Below are 15,470 nucleotides of genomic sequence, written 5' to 3' on the forward strand. Positions count from 1 at the left end.
TCCTCGCGCACCGCAGTGCTCCAGTCACGCTACGCTCACGGATTCCAGCCATCCGCACCACCCGATCCACGTCACAGCAGAACGGCTCAAGACGACGTATGCACCGGCACACCTCGGGTTCCGACCGCGCGGCGGCACCTCCCGCGGCCCGCGGCGCCGTGCGCCCGCCCGCGCCCGCCACGCTCGACGAGCTGTGGCAGGCGTACAAGACCTCGGGCGACGACCGGCTGCGCGAGCAACTGATCCTCCACTACTCGCCGCTGGTGAAGTACGTGGCGGGACGCGTCAGTGTGGGCCTGCCGCCCAACGTCGAGCAGGCGGACTTCGTTTCGTCCGGGGTCTTCGGACTCATCGACGCCATCGAGAAGTTCGACCCCGCGCGGTCGATCAAGTTCGAGACCTACGCCATCACCCGGATCCGCGGTGCCATGATCGACGAACTGCGCGCGCTGGACTGGATCCCGCGCTCGGTCCGGCAGAAGGCGAGGGCCGTCGAGCGCGCGTACGCCACCCTGGAGGCCGCCCTGCACCGCACGCCCACCGAGGCCGAGGTGGCGGCGGAGATGGGCATCCCGCTCGACGAACTGCACTCCGTCTTCAGCCAGTTGTCGCTGGCCAACGTGGTGGCCCTGGAGGAACTGCTGCACGCGGGCGGCGAGGCCGGCGACCGGCTGAGCCTGATGGACACGCTGGAGGACACCACCGCCGACGACCCCGTCGAGGTCGCCGAGGACCACGAGCTGCGCCGGCTCCTGGCCCGCGCCATCAACACCCTCCCGGACCGCGAGAAGACGGTGGTCACCCTCTACTACTACGAGGGCCTCACCCTCGCCGAGATCGGCCACGTGCTCGGCGTCACGGAGAGCAGGGTCAGCCAGATCCACACCAAGTCCGTCCTCCAGCTCAGGGCCAAGCTGGCGGACGTCGGACGCTGAACCGTCCCTCCGGTCCTTCCTCCGATTCCGGCCTCCACCGTCGTCTCCCGTACGGCAGATCCGTAAAGTGGGGACCGTGCCCAGGATTCGAGCGGCCTCAGTGGCCGAGCACCGGACCATGCAGCGCGGCGCCCTGCTCGACGCCGCCCGCTCCCTGCTGTCCGAAGGCGGGACGGAGGCGCTGACCTTCCCCGCCCTCGCCGAGCGCACCGGGCTCGCGCGGTCCTCCGTCTACGAGTACTTCCGCTCACGCGCGGCCGTGGTCGAGGAACTGTGCGCCGTCGACTTCCCCGTCTGGGCCGCCGAGGTCGAGGCCGCGATGGAGCGTGCCGCCACCCCCGAGGGCAAGATCGAGGCCTATGTGCGCCGGCAGCTGGCGCTCGTCGGCGACCGCCGGCACCGGGCCGTGGTCGCGATCTCCGCGGGCGAGCTGGACGCCGGTGCCCGTGAGAAGATCCGCGCCGCGCACGGCGGGCTGATCGCCATGGTCGTGGAGGCCCTCGAGGAACTGGGCCACGAGCAGCCCCGGCTGGCCGCGATGCTGCTCCAGGGCGTCGTCGACGCCGCGGTGCGCCGCATCGAACTCGGTGCGGCCGAGGAACCCGGGCGGATCACCGAGGCCGCCGTCTCCATGGCCCTGCGAGGCGTCCGCGGCTGAGGCCGCGGCTGTACCTCCCAGGCGCCCGGTCAGCGGCAGCAGCCGCGACGGCGGGCGCCGCAGCATCCACGGCGGCAGCAGGCTCAGCGGGTCGAGATAGACGTCCCCGCGCAGCAGGCCCCAGTGCAGGCAGCCGGCAGCGCAGTGGGCAGGACCCGCATCCAGCAACCCCACCACCTGGCCCGCCGCCACGTGGTCGCCCTCGTGCGCCGTCGCCCGGACCGGTTCGTACGTCGTCCGCAGGGGCGGGCTGCCGGTCCCGTCCAGCTCCACCGACAGCACCCCGCGGCCCGCGACCGTGCCCGCGAAGGACACCCTGCCCGGCGCGGCCGCCCGCACCTCGGTGCCCGCGCGGGCACCGAGATCCACCCCCCGGTGCCCGGCCGCCCAGCGCACCGGCGGCGGATCCCACCCGCGTAACACCAGCGGCCGGCCGCCCCGCGCCCCCGTCACGGGCCAGGCCCGGTCCGGACCGCGACCGTCGGCCCGGGCGGGCGGGGCGCAGATGCAGAGGAGGAACAAGAGGCAGAAGAGGCCGAAGAAGCCGTGGGCGTGCCGTCGCACGTGGTGCTGTCGCATGTGCCCACGGTGACGGATCCCGGCGCAGCGCGGGGATCTTGAACGGGATCTGTGGACTACTCGCGGGTTGTGCACAACGCCGTCACCCGCGCCTTCTCGGGTCCCGTACACTTCTCTTGGCGATCCGGGTCACCGGGTCGACTTCGCACGCCCCGCCACCGGTTTCCCGGTGGACGTGTCCCTCGGTCCGTCGATCTCCTGTGCATACACGGAGTGTCACGGCTGGCGCGTCGGGGCGTCAGGAGCGGCGGCCGGCCGGCCGCCGTGGAAACCGAGTACCTCAAGGAGCGCGGCCATGGCCGTCGTCACGATGCGGGAGCTGCTGGAGAGCGGCGTCCACTTCGGTCACCAGACCCGTCGTTGGAACCCGAAGATGAAGCGTTTCATCTTCACGGAGCGCAACGGCATCTACATCATCGACCTGCTCCAGTCGCTGTCGTACATCGACCGCGCCTACGAGTTCGTCAAGGAGACCGTCGCGCACGGCGGCTCCATCATGTTCGTCGGTACGAAGAAGCAGGCCCAGGAGGCCATCGCCGAGCAGGCGACCCGTGTCGGCATGCCCTACGTGAACCAGCGCTGGCTGGGCGGCATGCTCACCAACTTCTCGACCGTCTACAAGCGCCTGCAGCGCCTGAAGGAGCTCGAGCTCATCGACTTCGAGGACGTGGCCGCCTCCGGCCTCACCAAGAAGGAGCTCCTGGTCCTCTCCCGCGAGAAGGCCAAGCTGGAGAAGACCCTCGGCGGCATCCGCGAGATGCAGAAGGTGCCGAGCGCCATCTGGGTCGTCGACACCAAGAAGGAGCACATCGCCGTCGGTGAGGCGCGCAAGCTCCGCATCCCGGTCGTCGCCATCCTCGACACCAACTGCGACCCCGACGAGGTCGACTACAAGATCCCGGGCAACGACGACGCCATCCGCTCCGTCACCCTGCTCACCCGCGTGATCGCCGACGCCGTCGCCGAGGGCCTCATCGCCCGTTCCGGTGTTGCCACCGAGGGCAAGGGCGAGAAGGCCGCGGGCGAGCCGCTGGCCGAGTGGGAGCGCGACCTGCTCGAGGGCGAGAAGAAGGCCGACGAGCCCGCCGCCGAGGCCGAGAAGCCGGCCGCGGACGCCGAGCAGGCCTGACCCTCCGCACCGCACCGTGGGGGCCAGGGGCCCCCGCGGTGTCCCGGTGGATCCACGGCCGGATCCCGTCCGTTGGACGGGGCCCGGTCGTTGTGGTGACCTCAAGACGGACCAGCCCAAGCCCGGTGCCGACGGCCCGGGACCAGGCGTAGTGCACGAGAAGGATTCAAGGATGGCGAACTTCACCGCCGCTGACGTCAAGAAGCTCCGCGAGCAGACCGGCGCCGGCATGATGGACTGCAAGAAGGCGCTCGACGAGGCCGAGGGCAACCTCGAGAAGGCCATCGAGATCGTCCGCGTCAAGGGCCTGAAGGGCGTGGCCAAGCGCGAGAGCCGCACCACCGAGAACGGTGCGGTCGTCTCGAACATCGCCGACGACAACACCTCCGGTGTCATCGTCGAGCTCAAGTGCGAGACCGACTTCGTCGCCAAGGGCGAGAAGTTCGTGGCCGTCGCCGAGGCCCTGGCCGCCCACGTCGCCAAGACCGCTCCGGCCGACGTCGAGGCCCTGATGGCCTCCGAGATCGAGGCCGGCAAGACCGTCCAGGCGTTCGTGGACGAGGCCAACGCCACCCTCGGCGAGAAGATCGTCGTGGACCGCTTCGCCGCCTTCGCCGGCGGTTACGTCTCCGCGTACATGCACCGCACCGCCGCGGACCTGCCCCCGCAGGTCGGCGTGCTGGTCGAGCTGGACAAGGAGAACGCCGAGGTCGCCAAGGACGTCGCGCAGCACATCGCCGCCTTCGCGCCGAAGTTCCTCTCCCGCGACGCCATCCCGGCCGAGGTCGTGGACAACGAGCGCCGCATCGCCGAGGAGACCGCTCGCGCCGAGGGCAAGCCCGAGGCCGCCCTCCCGAAGATCGTCGAGGGTCGCGTCACCGGCTTCTTCAAGGAGCAGGTCCTGCTGGACCAGCCCTTCGCGAAGGACAACAAGAAGACCGTCCAGAAGGTCCTGGACGAGGCCGGTGTCACGCTGAAGCGCTTCGCGCGCATCCGCGTCGGCGCCTGAGCCGCCCGGCAGGGCAGCGAACGACCTGCGACCCGCTAGGGTCGTATGCAGCCGACCGTCCACCGGCCGGCCGCTGATGTGACGAGGAGGCCATTGCCGCAGAGGGATCCGAAGTGAACCCGTCCGGCAATGGCCTTCTTCGTATGTGCACGAGGAGATTTCCAATGAATCAGGGTGCGGACGCCACGCAGGCCGCCGACAACAGCGCCGTCAAGGCCGGTCGCCGCCGGTTCCTGCTGAAACTGTCAGGTGAGGCCTTCTCCGGCGGCGGCGGGCTCGGTGTCGACCCCGATGTCGTGCACGCCATCGCCCGTGAGATCGCGGCCGTGGTCCGCGAGGGCTACGAGATCGCCGTCGTCATCGGCGGCGGCAACTTCTTCCGTGGCGCCGAGCTCCAGCAGCGCGGCATGGACCGGGCCCGCTCGGACTACATGGGCATGCTCGGCACCGTGATGAACTCCCTCGCCCTTCAGGACTTCCTGGTCAAGGAAGGCGTCGAGACGCGGGTGCAGACCGGCATCACCATGGGCCAGGTCGCCGAGCCGTTCATCCCGCTGCGCGCCGTGCGCCACCTGGAGAAGGGCCGCGTCGTGATCTTCGGCGCGGGCATGGGCATGCCCTACTTCTCCACGGACACCACCGCCGCCCAGCGCGCCCTGGAGATCCACGCCGAGGCGATCCTCATGGGCAAGAACGGTGTCGACGGGATCTACGACGCCGACCCGAAGAAGAACCCCGACGCGGTGAAGTTCGACGCGCTGGAGTACGGCGAGGTGCTCGCCCGCGGCCTCAAGGTCGCCGACGCCACGGCCATCAGCCTGTGCATGGACAACAAGCTGCCGATCCTCGTCTTCGAGCTGCTCGCCGAGGGCAACATCGCCCGTGCGGTCAAGGGTGAGAAGATCGGCACGCTCGTGAGCGACCAGGGCTCGCGGGACTGAGAGCCCGCACGGCCGCCCGTACCGCCCGCCGACGGCCTCGGCGGGCCCGGGGCGGCAACTCCGTGCCGCGGGAAGACCCTCGGCACGGGGATGGACAACTGCCTGCCGGTCGGACACCGTGCAGGAGAAGACGCGCGCAGGGGCGAGGCTCTGCTTACTGATAACACCAGGAGCAAGTGGTGATCGAAGAGATCCTCCTCGAGGCCGAGGAGAAGATGGAGAAGGCCGTTGTGGTCGCCAAGGAGGACTTCGCGGCGATCCGCACCGGGCGTGCGCACCCCGCGATGTTCAACAAGATCGTGGCCGACTACTACGGTGCACTGACGCCGATCAACCAGCTGGCGTCGTTCTCGGTGCCCGAGCCGCGCATGGCCGTCGTCACGCCGTTCGACAAGAGCGCGCTGCGCAACATCGAGCAGGCGATCCGCGACTCCGACCTGGGTGTCAACCCGAGCAACGACGGCAACATCATCCGGGTGACGTTCCCCGAGCTGACCGAGCAGCGCCGCCGGGACTTCGTCAAGGTCGCCAAGACCAAGGCCGAGGACGCGAAGGTCTCGATCCGCTCCGTCCGCCGCAAGGCCAAGGACGCCCTGGACAAGCTCGTCAAGGACAAGGAGACCGGCGAGGACGAGGTGCGCCGCGCCGAGAAGGAGCTCGACGACACCACCGCGAAGTATGTCGCGCAGGTGGACGAGCTGCTCAAGCACAAGGAATCCGAGCTCCTCGAGGTCTGATGAACGACGCATCCTGGGGAGCTCCGCCGCATATGGGACACCGGTGGTCCCCCGACGGGGGACCCGCCGGCCCGGCGGGTCCTCTGCACGAGGCGGGCGCGGCGGCGCAGACTCGCCCCATGCCCATCGTGCCCGACGCAGGCGGAGACCAGGACGACCGTGAGCAGGGTGCCGCTCATGTCGGCGGCCCCCTGTTCCGCGATGAACAGGAGCCCGACATCCGGCCGGAGGAGCCCGCCGCCCCGCAGGCGGCGCAGGCGGGGAAGAAGAGCGCAGGCCGCGACCTGCGGGCCGCGATAGGGGTCGGGATCGGCCTCGGCGCGGTCATCCTCGCCTCCCTGTTCGTCTACAAGCCCGTCTTCCTCGGCGTGATCGTGCTCGCCGTGGTGGTCGGGCTGTGGGAGCTGACCTCCCGGCTCGCGGAGCGGAAGGGCATCAGGGCCCCTCTGGTGCCGCTGGCGATCGGCGGCGCGGCGATGGTGGTCGCGGGCTACGTCAACGGTGCCGAGGGCGCCTGGGTGGCCATGGCCTTCACGGCGCTCGCGGTGCTCGTCTGGCGGATGACGGAACCGCCGGACGACTACCTCAAGGACGTCACGGCCGGCCTCTTCGCGGCCTTCTACGTGCCGTTCCTCGCCACGTTCGTGGCGCTGATGCTGGCCGCGGGGGACGGCGCCTGGCGGGTGCTGACCTTCCTGATCCTCACGGTGGTCAGCGACACCGGTGCCTACGCGGTGGGCTGGCGGTTCGGCAAGCACAAGCTCGCGCCGCGCATCAGCCCCGGCAAGACCCGTGAAGGTCTGCTCGGCGCGGTGGCGTTCGCGATGGTGGCGGGCGCGCTGTGCATGCAGTTCCTGATCGACGACGGCGTCTGGTGGCAGGGCCTGCTGCTGGGCCTCGCCGTCGCGGTCAGCGCCACCCTGGGCGACCTGGGCGAGTCCATGATCAAGCGGGACCTCGGCATCAAGGACATGGGCGCCCTGCTGCCGGGCCACGGCGGGATCATGGACCGGCTGGACTCCCTGCTGCCGACCGCGCCGGTGGTCTGGCTGCTGATGGTGGTCTTCGTCGGCTCCTGAGCTGCTGAGCTGCACCTTTTGTTGTGCGGGGCCCGCCGTCCACGGACGGCGGGCCCCGTTCCGTTCGTCTGCGACACTGGAAGAACCATGCCTAAGCCCGGAGAACTCACTTTCGTCGCCCCCCGCGGAGCCAAGAAGCCCCCGCGGCACCTTGCCGACCTCAGCCCCGCCGAACGCCGCGAGGCCGTCGCCGCGATCGGCGAGAAGCCGTTCCGCGCGAAGCAGCTGTCCCAGCACTACTTCGCCCGGTACGCGCACGACCCGGAGGCATGGACCGACATCCCCGCCGCCGCGCGGGAGAAGCTCGCGAGCGAGCTGTTGCCGCAGCTGATGAGCGTGGTGCGGCACATCTCGTGCGACAACGACACCACCCGCAAGACTCTCTGGCGGCTGCACGACGGCAAGCTCGTCGAGTCGGTGCTGATGCGCTACCCCGACCGCGTCACCATGTGCATCAGCTCCCAGGCGGGCTGCGGCATGAACTGCCCGTTCTGCGCGACCGGCCAGGCCGGTCTGGAGCGCAACCTGTCCACCGCCGAGATCGTGCACCAGATCGTGGACGGCATGCGCGCACTGCGCGACGGCGAGGTGCCCGGAGGCCCGGCGCGGCTGTCCAACATCGTCTTCATGGGCATGGGCGAGCCGCTCGCCAACTACAACCGCGTGGTCGGCGCCATCCGCCGGCTCACCGACCCGGAGCCGGACGGCCTCGGGCTGTCCCAGCGCGGCATCACGGTCTCCACGGTCGGCCTGGTGCCCGCGATGCACCGGTTCGCGGACGAGGGCTTCAAGTGCCGCCTCGCGGTCTCGTTGCACGCCCCCGACGACGAGCTGCGCGACACCCTGGTGCCGGTCAACACCCGCTGGAAGGTCCGCGAGGTCCTGGACGCCGCCTGGGAGTACGCGGAGAAGTCCGGCCGCCGGATCTCCATCGAATACGCCCTGATCCGGGACATCAACGACCAGGCGTGGCGCGGCGACCTCCTGGGCAGGCTCCTCAAGGGCAAGCGGGTGCACGTCAACCTGATCCCCCTCAACCCCACCCCGGGGTCGAAGTGGACGGCCTCCCGCCCCGAGGACGAGCGGGCCTTCGTCGCGGCGATCGCCGCGCACGGCGTGCCCGTCACCGTCCGGGACACCCGCGGCCAGGAGATCGACGGAGCCTGCGGCCAGCTCGCCGCCACCGAGCGCTGAGCCCGGCTGGTACTGTCCATCTGCATCATTCGCACAAATGAACATCCGACAGGGGAGCGCACACAGCGCTGAGAGTGCGGCACGGCCCGCAGACCCTCGGACCTGATCCGGTTAGTACCGGCGTAGGGAGTCAGCTCGACCATGAACACCACCCTCCGGCGTGCCCTCGGGGCCGCCCTCGTCGGCGTGCTCGGCCTGCCCGCGCTCGCCGCGTGCGGCGGCTCCGGCAGCTCGAAGAACTCCGAGTCGTCGGGCGGCAAGGGCGACAAGACCGTCACCCTCGTCTCGCACGACTCCTTCGCCGCCTCGGACTCCGTGCTCAAGGAGTTCACGCAGCAGACCGGTTACACGGTCAAGGTGCTCAAGAGCGGCGACGCGGGCCAGGCCGTCAACCAGGCCATCCTCTCCAAGAGCCACCCGCAGGGCGACGTCTTCTTCGGCGTCGACAACACGCTGCTCTCGCGGGCGCTGGACAACGGGCTGTTCACCTCGTATCAGGCCAAGGGCCTGGACCGGGTCCCCGGCGACCTCCAGCTCGACGCCGCGCAGCACCGTGTCACGCCCATCGACACCGGCGACATCTGCGTCAACTACGACCGCGCCTACTTCGCCGACCACAAGCTGGCCCCGCCGCAGACGCTCGACGACCTGGTCAAGCCGGAGTACAAGAACCTCCTCGTCACCGAGAACTCCGCCACTTCCTCCCCGGGCCTCGCCTTCCAGCTCGCCACCATCGCCAAGTTCGGCGACGACGGCTGGCAGGACTACTGGAAGAAGCTCAAGGACAACAACGTCGAGGTCGTCGACGGCTGGGAGCAGGCGTACAACAGCCGCTTCTCCGGTTCCGCCGCCGGAAAGAAGGCCAAGGGCGACAAGCCGCTCGTCGTCTCCTACGCCTCCAGCCCGCCGGCCGAGGTGCTCGACATGAAGCCGCAGCCGGACCCCAAGGACGCCCCGACCGGCGTCGCGACCGGCACGTGCTTCCGGCAGACCGAGTTCGCCGGGCTGCTCAAGGGCGCGAAGAACCCCGACGGCGGCAAGGCCCTCATCGACTTCCTGCTGAGCAAGACGTTCCAGGAGGACATGCCGCTCCAGATGTTCGTCAAGCCGGCGAACCAGGACGCCAAGCTGCCCGAGGTGTTCACCAAGTACGGTGCGCAGATCGACAGTTCGGCCACCGTCGACCCGCAGAAGATCGCCAAGAACCGTGACCAGTGGGTCAAGGCATGGTCCTCGCTCGTCCTGAAGTAGACCGTTCTGAAGCGACAGACCGTCCCGAGGTGACCGCGCGGGACGCCGAAAAGGCGTCCCGTGCGACCGTCCGGCCGACGGCCGTGCGGCTCGGTCTGATGGCTCTGCCGCTCGCTTTCTTCGGGGTCTTCTTCGCCTTTCCCGTCGCCTCGATCGTCTCCCGGGGACTGAAGAGCGACGGGCAGTGGCAGTTCGGCCGGATCGGCGAGGTGCTCGCCGATCCGGAGACCGGCCACGTTCTGTGGTTCACCACGTGGCAGGCCGCCGCCTCCACAGCCCTCACGCTCGCACTCGCGTTGCCCGGCGCGTATGTCTTCGCGCGTTTCGACTTCCCCGGCAAGCAGCTGCTGCGGGCCGTGGTCACCGTTCCGTTCGTGCTGCCGACCGTTGTCGTCGGCTCGGCCTTCCTGGCGCTGCTGGGGCACGGCGGACTGCTGGACGAGTGGTGGGGCATCCGCCTGGACACCACGGTCTGGGCGATCCTCGTCGCCCACGTCTTCTTCAACTACGCCGTGGTCGTACGGACCGTCGGCGGTCTGTGGGCCCAGCTCGACCCCCGCCAGGAAGAGGCCGCCCGCGTGCTCGGCGCGGGCCGCCTGGCCGCCTGGCGGCGTGTGACGCTGCCCGCGCTCGCGCCGGCCGTCGCGGCGGCGGCGCTGATGGTCTTCCTGTTCACCTTCACCTCCTTCGGCGTCGTCCAGATCCTCGGCGGACCGCGCTACGCCACGCTCGAGGTGGAGATCTACCAGCAGACCGCACAACTGCTGGACCTGCCCACGGCCGCGGTGCTCACCCTGCTGCAGTTCCTGGCCGTGGCCCTGCTGCTCGCGGTGCACGCCCGGACCGTGCGCCGGCGCGAGGCCACCCTGCGGCTGGTGAGTGCGGCACGGACCGCGCGCCGCCCGCAGGGAGCGGGGCAGTGGGCCCTGCTGGCCGCGGTCCTGGGCACGGTCGTCCTGCTGGTGCTCGTACCGCTCGCCGTCCTCGTCCTGCGCTCCTTCGACGGGCCCGACGGCTACGGGCTCGCCTTCTACCGCGCCCTCGCCTCCGCGGGCGACAACGGCGGCACCTTCGTCGTCGCCCCGCTGGAGGCCATCGGGAACTCCGCGGCCTACGGGCTGGCCGCCACCGCCCTCGCCGTCGTCGTCGGCGGTCTCGCCGCCGCGGCGCTCACCCGGCGGGAGGGCAGACTCGTCCGCGGTTTCGACGCCCTGCTGATGCTGCCGCTGGGCACCTCGGCCGTCACCGTCGGATTCGGCTTCCTCATCAGCCTCGACGAACCCCCGCTGGACCTGCGGACGTCCTGGATCCTGGTGCCGCTGGCCCAGGCGCTGGTGGGCGTGCCCTTCGTCGTACGGACCATGCTGCCGGTCCTGCGCGCGGTCGACCACCGGCTGCGCGAGGCCGCCGCCGTGCTGGGCGCCTCGCCGCTGCGGGCGTGGCGCGAGGTCGATCTGCCGCTGGTGGGACGGGCGTTGGCGGTCGCGGCGGGCTTCGCCTTCGCCGTGTCGCTGGGCGAGTTCGGGGCGACCGTCTTCATCGCCCGCCCCGACAGCCCGACGCTTCCGGTGGCCGTGGCCCGGCTGCTCGGCCGTCCCGGTGAGCTCAACTACGGGCAGGCGATGGCCCTCAGCACGATCCTGATGCTGGTCTGCGCCGCGGCGCTGCTGGTGCTGGAACGCCTGCGCACCGACCGTACGGGAGAGTTCTGATGTCCATGCTGCGACTCGACGGCGTGACCGTCCGCTTCGGCGAGCGTGCGGTGCTGGACGCCGTGGACCTCGACGTCGCCGAGCACGAGACCGTCTGCGTGCTCGGGCCGAGCGGCAGCGGCAAGTCCACGCTGCTGCGGGTCGTCGCCGGGCTGCAACGCCCGGACGCCGGGCGGGTGTTCCTCGCGGGCGAGGACCAGGGCGGCGTGCCCGTCCACAAGCGCGGCGTGGGCCTGATGTTCCAGGACCACCAGCTGTTCCCGCAGCGGGACGTCGCGGGCAACGTCGGCTTCGGCCTGCGCATGCGCAGGGCCGGGCGGGCGGAGACGGAGCGCAGGGTTGCCGCGCTGCTCGACCTCGTGGGGCTGCCGAATGCGCAGCGGCGCGCGGTGGCGGCGCTGTCCGGCGGCGAACAGCAGCGCGTCGCCCTGGCGCGGGCCCTCGCGCCGGAGCCGCGGCTGCTGATGCTGGACGAACCGCTCGGCCAGCTCGACAGGGGCCTGCGCGAGCGGTTGGTGGCCGAACTGCGCGAGCTGTTCCGCCGGTTGGGGACGACCGTGCTGGCCGTCACACACGACCAGGGCGAGGCCTTCGCGCTGGCCGACCGGGTGGTGGTGATGCGCGACGGGCGCATCGCGCAGTCGGGGACCCCGCTGGAGGTGTGGCAGCGGCCGGCGTCGGAGTTCGTGGCACGCTTCCTCGGTTTCGACAACATCGTCGAGGCGACGGTGAGCGGGGAGCGGGCCGACACGGTGTGGGGCCGGGTGCCGGTGCCGGCGGGGACGCCGGGCGGTGTGTGCCGGGTGCTGGTGCGGCCGGCCGGGGTCCGGCTCGGTGCCGTGGGGGAGGGGGTGCCGTGCGGGGTGGTTTCGCGGACGTTCCGCGGGGACCATGTGGCCGTGCGGCTGCGGCCGGATGCGGGGCCGGAGCTGGAGGCGGTGTGCCGGCTCGGCGAGGCGCCGGAACCCGCTGCGCGGGTGGGGGTGCGGTTCGATGCGGCCGAGGTGGTCGTCCTCCGCTGAGGCCGTGAGCCGGGGGCTTCGCCCCCGGACCCCCGGTTCTCACCCGCCCGCCCACCCGATTGCCCCGAACGTCACGACCTGATCGGTTCGGGTTCCCGCTCCCGTTCCTGCTCCGGCGCAACCGCATGGCCATCCGGTTCCCCGAACCACGCCACCGCCACCGCGCCCGCAACTGCCAGCAGGAAGCCCAGGATCGCCACCCACGCGAAACCGTCGCGGGAGGCGTCCCCGAGCCACACCACGCCGATGATGCCGGGCAGGACCGTTTCGCCGACGACCAGGGCCGCCGTGGCGCCGTTCACCGAGCCGATCTGCAGGGCGACCGTGTGCAGGTACATGCCGACCGCGCCGGAGACGAGGATCGCGTAGAGGGCCGGGTCGGTGACGAGGGCCGGCAGGTCGAAGGGGTCGATGCCGTGCAGGATGCGTACGCCCACGCCGATCGCGCCGAAGCCGAGGCCGGACAGCAGGCCGGCGAGGATCGCGGCGCGCGAGCCCATCAGGCGCACCGCGACGGTGCCGCCGCCCATCAGGACGACGGAGATGACCAGCAGCCACCAGTGCGTGGACATCGCGGCGTCGCCGCTGCCCTCGTGACCCGCCGCCGTGGCCAGCAGCACCAGGGCCGAGCAGACGACGCCGATGGATATCCACTCCGGCCGGGTGAGCCGGATGCCCAGGAGCTTGATGCTCAGCAGGGCGGTGACGATGAGGTTGGCGCTGATGACCGTCTGGGAGAGGAACAGCGGCAGCATCCGTGCGGCCAGCGCGCCGAGCCCGAAGCCCACGAAGTCCAGCACCGTGCCGACCATGAACTCCCAGGTGACCGCGGCCTTCGCGGTCGAGGAGAGGCTCGGTCCGCCGTGCTGGGTGGTCCCGGTGCCGGAGGCCGTGGCGGCCTCCCTGCGGGCCGATTTGCGCGAGCCCACGGCTTGCAGGACCGAGCCCGTGCCGTAACAGGCCGAGGCCGCGACAGCCGTCACAAGGCCGATGATCACCAATTGCTCCGTTCACCCGAAAACGTCAGTAAACCGTCGTGCCTGTAGCAGACGTGGTTTTCGGGGCCGGAGTTGCCTCAAGTCAAGAACTGGTCAAAAGTCGTGATCATTCACCGGGTGAGCGGGAGCGCGGCCAGCTCGGCGATCGCCCAGGTCAGCGGCGTCAGCACGGCCAGCATCGCGCAGGTCCGCACGGCGGCCGCGCCGCGCAGCAGGGACAGCGGAATCCCCAGGCGCAGCAGGGCCGTTGTGGTCTCTCCACGGGTCTGCCGGGCCTCCAGCGCCGCGGTGATCGCGGTGGCCGTGACGCAGGCCATCACCACGGCGGCCCCCAGACCGGTGAGCGGACCGAACGGGCGGGGGCCCGAGTGCTCCCAGGCCGCGCCGTACAGCTCGACCGCGGCCAGCGCGCCGGAGGCGACCGCGCACAGCACGCCGAGGGGCCTGCCGATCCGGGTCGCGGCGTCCTGCAGTATCCGCCCGGCCAGCAGCCGCACGGCCCCCGGCCGCCCGGTGGCCAGCAGCGCCCCGCACCAGTGCGTCAGGCCCGGCCCGGCCAGCACCAGGCCGGCGCAGGCCAGCAGCCAGCCGCCGAGCAGGCCGGGGGAGGCGGCGCCCTCCCGGCCCGGCAGCGCCAGCAGGGCGCCCGGCTCGGGCGCCGGGGCGTGGCCCACGTACGCCTCCAGGGCGAGGCCCGTCGCGATGACCGCGACGCCCCAGGGCAACCCGGCGTAGACCGGCCGGGGTTCATGGCGCGCGGCCTCCGCAACGCCCGGTCCGGCGTGCTTCGGGGCGCTGCTCGTGCGCTCCTTGCGCGGGCGCAGCAGGACGACGCACGCGCCCGCCGCGAGCGCGGGCAGGAGTCCGAGCAGGGTGAGGGCCGCGCCCCACGGGAGCCCGGCGTCCGCGTCCAGCAGGTGTGCCGCCGCCCCGCTGAGCGGGGTGCCGCCGAGGTCGCCGCGGAGTTCCAGGTAGACGAGGAGGGCGGCGCCGCTGCCGACCAGGCAGGCCGCGGCGGTCGACGCAGCCGCGAGCAGCGACAGCTGCACCGGGCCGAAGCCCGCCGCGTCCAGCCCGTCGCGCGGCCGCGTCGCCGGGTCCGAACGGGCCACCGCCACGGCGAACTGCACCGCGGCGGCCAGCGGCACCGCGCACCACAGCAGCCGCACCAGCGACTCCTCCGGCTGCTCGGGGTGCGCCACCGCGAACCCCAGCGTGCACAGCAGCAGGAAACCGACCCCCGACGCGGCCAGCGCGACCAGCAGCCGGCGCAGCAGGACGAGCGGGTGCGCCCCGCGGGCTAGGCGGAGACCGAGCACGCCGCTCTGCCCTCCCCGTCGGTCGCGTCCGGCACCGGGATGCCGCCGCCGCGACGGCCGTCGACCAGCGTGACCGAGCGGTCGGCCAGGGCGCTGCTCTCGTCGTCCAGCGTGGCCAGGACGACGGTGATGTGGTGCGAGCGGGCGGCCGTGGTCAGGGTGCGCAGCACCTGGGCGCGGTCGGCGGTGTGCAGGGGCGCGGTCGGTTCGTCGGCGAAGACGACGGTCGGCTCGGCGGCCAGCGCGCGGGCGATGGCGATCCGCTGGCGCTGCGCCTGTGTCAGCGCGTTGGGCTTCTTGCGTGCGCAGTCGCCGACGTCGAGCCGCTCCAGCCACTCCAGCGCCGTCTGTTTGGCCGTCCGGTGGGCCGTGCCCCGCACCAGGAGCGGGAGCGCCGCGTTCTCCCAGCCCGACAGCTCGGGGACCAGGTGCGGGGTGGAGTCGATCCAGCCGAAGCGCTCGCGGCGCAGCCGCTCGCGGGCGGCGCGGGAGAGGGTGTGCACGGGAGCGCTGTTGAACCACACCTCGCCGGGGTCGGGCAGCAGCTGGCCCGACAGGCACTTCAGAAGCGTGGTCTTCCCGGCGCCGCGGGGCCCTGTGACGGCCAGGACCTCGCCTTCGCGGACACCGATCGAGACGCCCGTGAGGGCGGGGGAACCGCTGTAGGAGTAGTGCAGGCCACGTGCCCAGAGCACGTCGTTGTCCGGCGGGGCCACCATGTGAAGCACACCTCGGGTCAATGAAGGGTCCGTTCCCCTGTCCGGGTGAACGAACCGGAGGCCATTGGGTCACTGGCACCGTACGGAACCGGGATCCTAGCCTCGGTCCAGGCTCGGCGCGGGAGAGCCCGACTTTCCTCCCATCGGACTCATCCCATCGGTCACAACCGCCCCGAGGACTACCCGTG

The 15,470-nt window shown here is 71.5% G+C and carries 13 protein-coding genes, 2 pseudogenes and 1 riboswitch; of the genes and pseudogenes, 11 read left to right on the forward strand and 4 right to left on the reverse strand.

Translation table 11 applies throughout. The annotated features are described in order from the left end of the window. The first annotated feature begins 98 nt into the window (after positions 1-98). Both whiG and HG542_RS24460 read left to right on the forward strand, forming a co-directional pair. On the forward strand, positions 99-935 hold the full coding sequence (gene whiG / locus HG542_RS24455; RefSeq protein WP_171084953.1) for an RNA polymerase sigma factor WhiG: 837 nt from the start codon (positions 99-101) through the stop codon (positions 933-935). 100 nt (positions 936-1,035) lie between these two features. Then, positions 1,036-1,593 (forward strand): TetR/AcrR family transcriptional regulator, encoded by a 558-nt coding sequence (locus HG542_RS24460; RefSeq protein WP_171085012.1) that lies wholly within the window; start codon positions 1,036-1,038, stop codon positions 1,591-1,593. Between the two features lie 147 nt (positions 1,594-1,740). On the opposite strand, the pseudogene HG542_RS36310 reads toward HG542_RS24460, so the two are convergent. Then, positions 1,741-2,172 (reverse strand): annotated as a pseudogene (locus HG542_RS36310) (peptidoglycan DD-metalloendopeptidase family protein); the annotation flags it as partial. A gap of 295 nt (positions 2,173-2,467) precedes the next feature. Here HG542_RS36310 and rpsB point away from each other — a divergent pair. The 9 genes from rpsB to HG542_RS24510 all read left to right on the forward strand — a co-directional run bounded on the left by rpsB (position 2,468) and on the right by HG542_RS24510 (position 12,246). After that, positions 2,468-3,301 carry a 30S ribosomal protein S2 gene (gene rpsB, locus HG542_RS24470; RefSeq protein ID WP_171084955.1) on the forward strand — a complete coding sequence of 278 codons (834 nt, stop codon included), beginning with the start codon at positions 2,468-2,470 and terminating at the stop codon, positions 3,299-3,301. 172 nt (positions 3,302-3,473) lie between these two features. Continuing rightward, a complete protein-coding gene (gene tsf / locus HG542_RS24475) occupies positions 3,474-4,310 on the forward strand; it encodes a translation elongation factor Ts (protein WP_171084957.1) in 837 nt (278 codons plus the stop codon). A 164-nt stretch (positions 4,311-4,474) separates the two neighbouring features. Then, entirely contained in the window at positions 4,475-5,251 is a 777-nt protein-coding gene (pyrH, locus tag HG542_RS24480; RefSeq protein ID WP_171084959.1) for a UMP kinase, read from the forward strand. Positions 5,252-5,430: 179 nt separating this feature from the next. Continuing rightward, complete coding sequence (frr, locus tag HG542_RS24485) at positions 5,431-5,988, forward strand: ribosome recycling factor (protein ID WP_171084961.1); 558 nt, start codon at positions 5,431-5,433, stop codon at positions 5,986-5,988. Then, positions 5,988-7,067: a phosphatidate cytidylyltransferase gene (locus tag HG542_RS24490; protein WP_171084963.1), complete on the forward strand. Its 1,080-nt coding sequence runs from the start codon at positions 5,988-5,990 to the stop codon at positions 7,065-7,067. Before frr ends, HG542_RS24490 begins: the two co-directional genes overlap by 1 nt. Positions 7,068-7,154: 87 nt before the next feature. Continuing rightward, on the forward strand, positions 7,155-8,261 hold the full coding sequence (rlmN, locus tag HG542_RS24495; protein WP_171084965.1) for a dual-specificity RNA methyltransferase RlmN: 1,107 nt from the start codon (positions 7,155-7,157) through the stop codon (positions 8,259-8,261). Positions 8,262-8,301: 40 nt separating this feature from the next. After that, positions 8,302-8,407: riboswitch (TPP riboswitch) on the forward strand. Beyond that, positions 8,403-9,512 carry a thiamine ABC transporter substrate-binding protein gene (locus HG542_RS24500; protein WP_171084967.1) on the forward strand — a complete coding sequence of 370 codons (1,110 nt, stop codon included), beginning with the start codon at positions 8,403-8,405 and terminating at the stop codon, positions 9,510-9,512. It overlaps the preceding riboswitch by 5 nt. Positions 9,513-9,610: 98 nt before the next feature. Next, the gene (locus tag HG542_RS24505; protein WP_171085014.1) at positions 9,611-11,224 is read left to right on the forward strand and encodes an ABC transporter permease; all 1,614 of its coding nucleotides are present in this window, start codon (positions 9,611-9,613) and stop codon (positions 11,222-11,224) included. Then, positions 11,224-12,246 carry an ABC transporter ATP-binding protein gene (locus HG542_RS24510; RefSeq protein WP_171084968.1) on the forward strand — a complete coding sequence of 341 codons (1,023 nt, stop codon included), beginning with the start codon at positions 11,224-11,226 and terminating at the stop codon, positions 12,244-12,246. Before HG542_RS24505 ends, HG542_RS24510 begins: the two co-directional genes overlap by 1 nt. A gap of 71 nt (positions 12,247-12,317) precedes the next feature. Here the strand turns inward: HG542_RS24510 and HG542_RS24515 are convergent, their stop codons facing one another. The 3 genes and pseudogenes from HG542_RS24515 to HG542_RS24525 all read right to left on the reverse strand — a co-directional run. Continuing rightward, positions 12,318-13,244 carry a DMT family protein gene (locus HG542_RS24515; protein WP_171084969.1) on the reverse strand — a complete coding sequence of 309 codons (927 nt, stop codon included), beginning with the start codon at positions 13,242-13,244 and terminating at the stop codon, positions 12,318-12,320. Between the two features lie 110 nt (positions 13,245-13,354). Then, on the reverse strand, positions 13,355-14,563 hold the full coding sequence (locus tag HG542_RS24520) for a hypothetical protein (RefSeq protein WP_171084970.1): 1,209 nt from the start codon (positions 14,561-14,563) through the stop codon (positions 13,355-13,357). Further along, a pseudogene (locus tag HG542_RS24525) lies at positions 14,545-15,198 on the reverse strand (ABC transporter ATP-binding protein); the annotation flags it as partial. The pseudogene HG542_RS24525 and the gene HG542_RS24520, both read right to left, overlap by 19 nt. Positions 15,199-15,470 lie beyond the last annotated feature (272 nt).

The organism is Streptomyces morookaense (genome assembly GCF_013030945.1).
GTDB lineage: Bacteria > Actinomycetota > Actinomycetes > Streptomycetales > Streptomycetaceae > Streptomyces > Streptomyces morookaensis.

Excerpts from the sequence above, each read along its gene's own strand:
- whiG (WP_171084953.1), top strand. The coding sequence starts at position 99 with ATGCACCGGCACACCTCGGGTTCCGACCGCGCGGCGGCACCTCCCGCG.
- rpsB (WP_171084955.1), top strand. The coding sequence starts at position 2,468 with ATGGCCGTCGTCACGATGCGGGAGCTGCTGGAGAGCGGCGTCCACTTC.
- tsf (WP_171084957.1), top strand. The coding sequence starts at position 3,474 with ATGGCGAACTTCACCGCCGCTGACGTCAAGAAGCTCCGCGAGCAGACC.
- pyrH (WP_171084959.1), top strand. The coding sequence starts at position 4,475 with ATGAATCAGGGTGCGGACGCCACGCAGGCCGCCGACAACAGCGCCGTC.
- HG542_RS24490 (WP_171084963.1), top strand. The coding sequence starts at position 5,988 with ATGAACGACGCATCCTGGGGAGCTCCGCCGCATATGGGACACCGGTGG.
- rlmN (WP_171084965.1), top strand. The coding sequence starts at position 7,155 with ATGCCTAAGCCCGGAGAACTCACTTTCGTCGCCCCCCGCGGAGCCAAG.
- HG542_RS24500 (WP_171084967.1), top strand. The coding sequence starts at position 8,403 with ATGAACACCACCCTCCGGCGTGCCCTCGGGGCCGCCCTCGTCGGCGTG.
- HG542_RS24505 (WP_171085014.1), top strand. The coding sequence starts at position 9,611 with ATGGCTCTGCCGCTCGCTTTCTTCGGGGTCTTCTTCGCCTTTCCCGTC.
- HG542_RS24510 (WP_171084968.1), top strand. The coding sequence starts at position 11,224 with ATGTCCATGCTGCGACTCGACGGCGTGACCGTCCGCTTCGGCGAGCGT.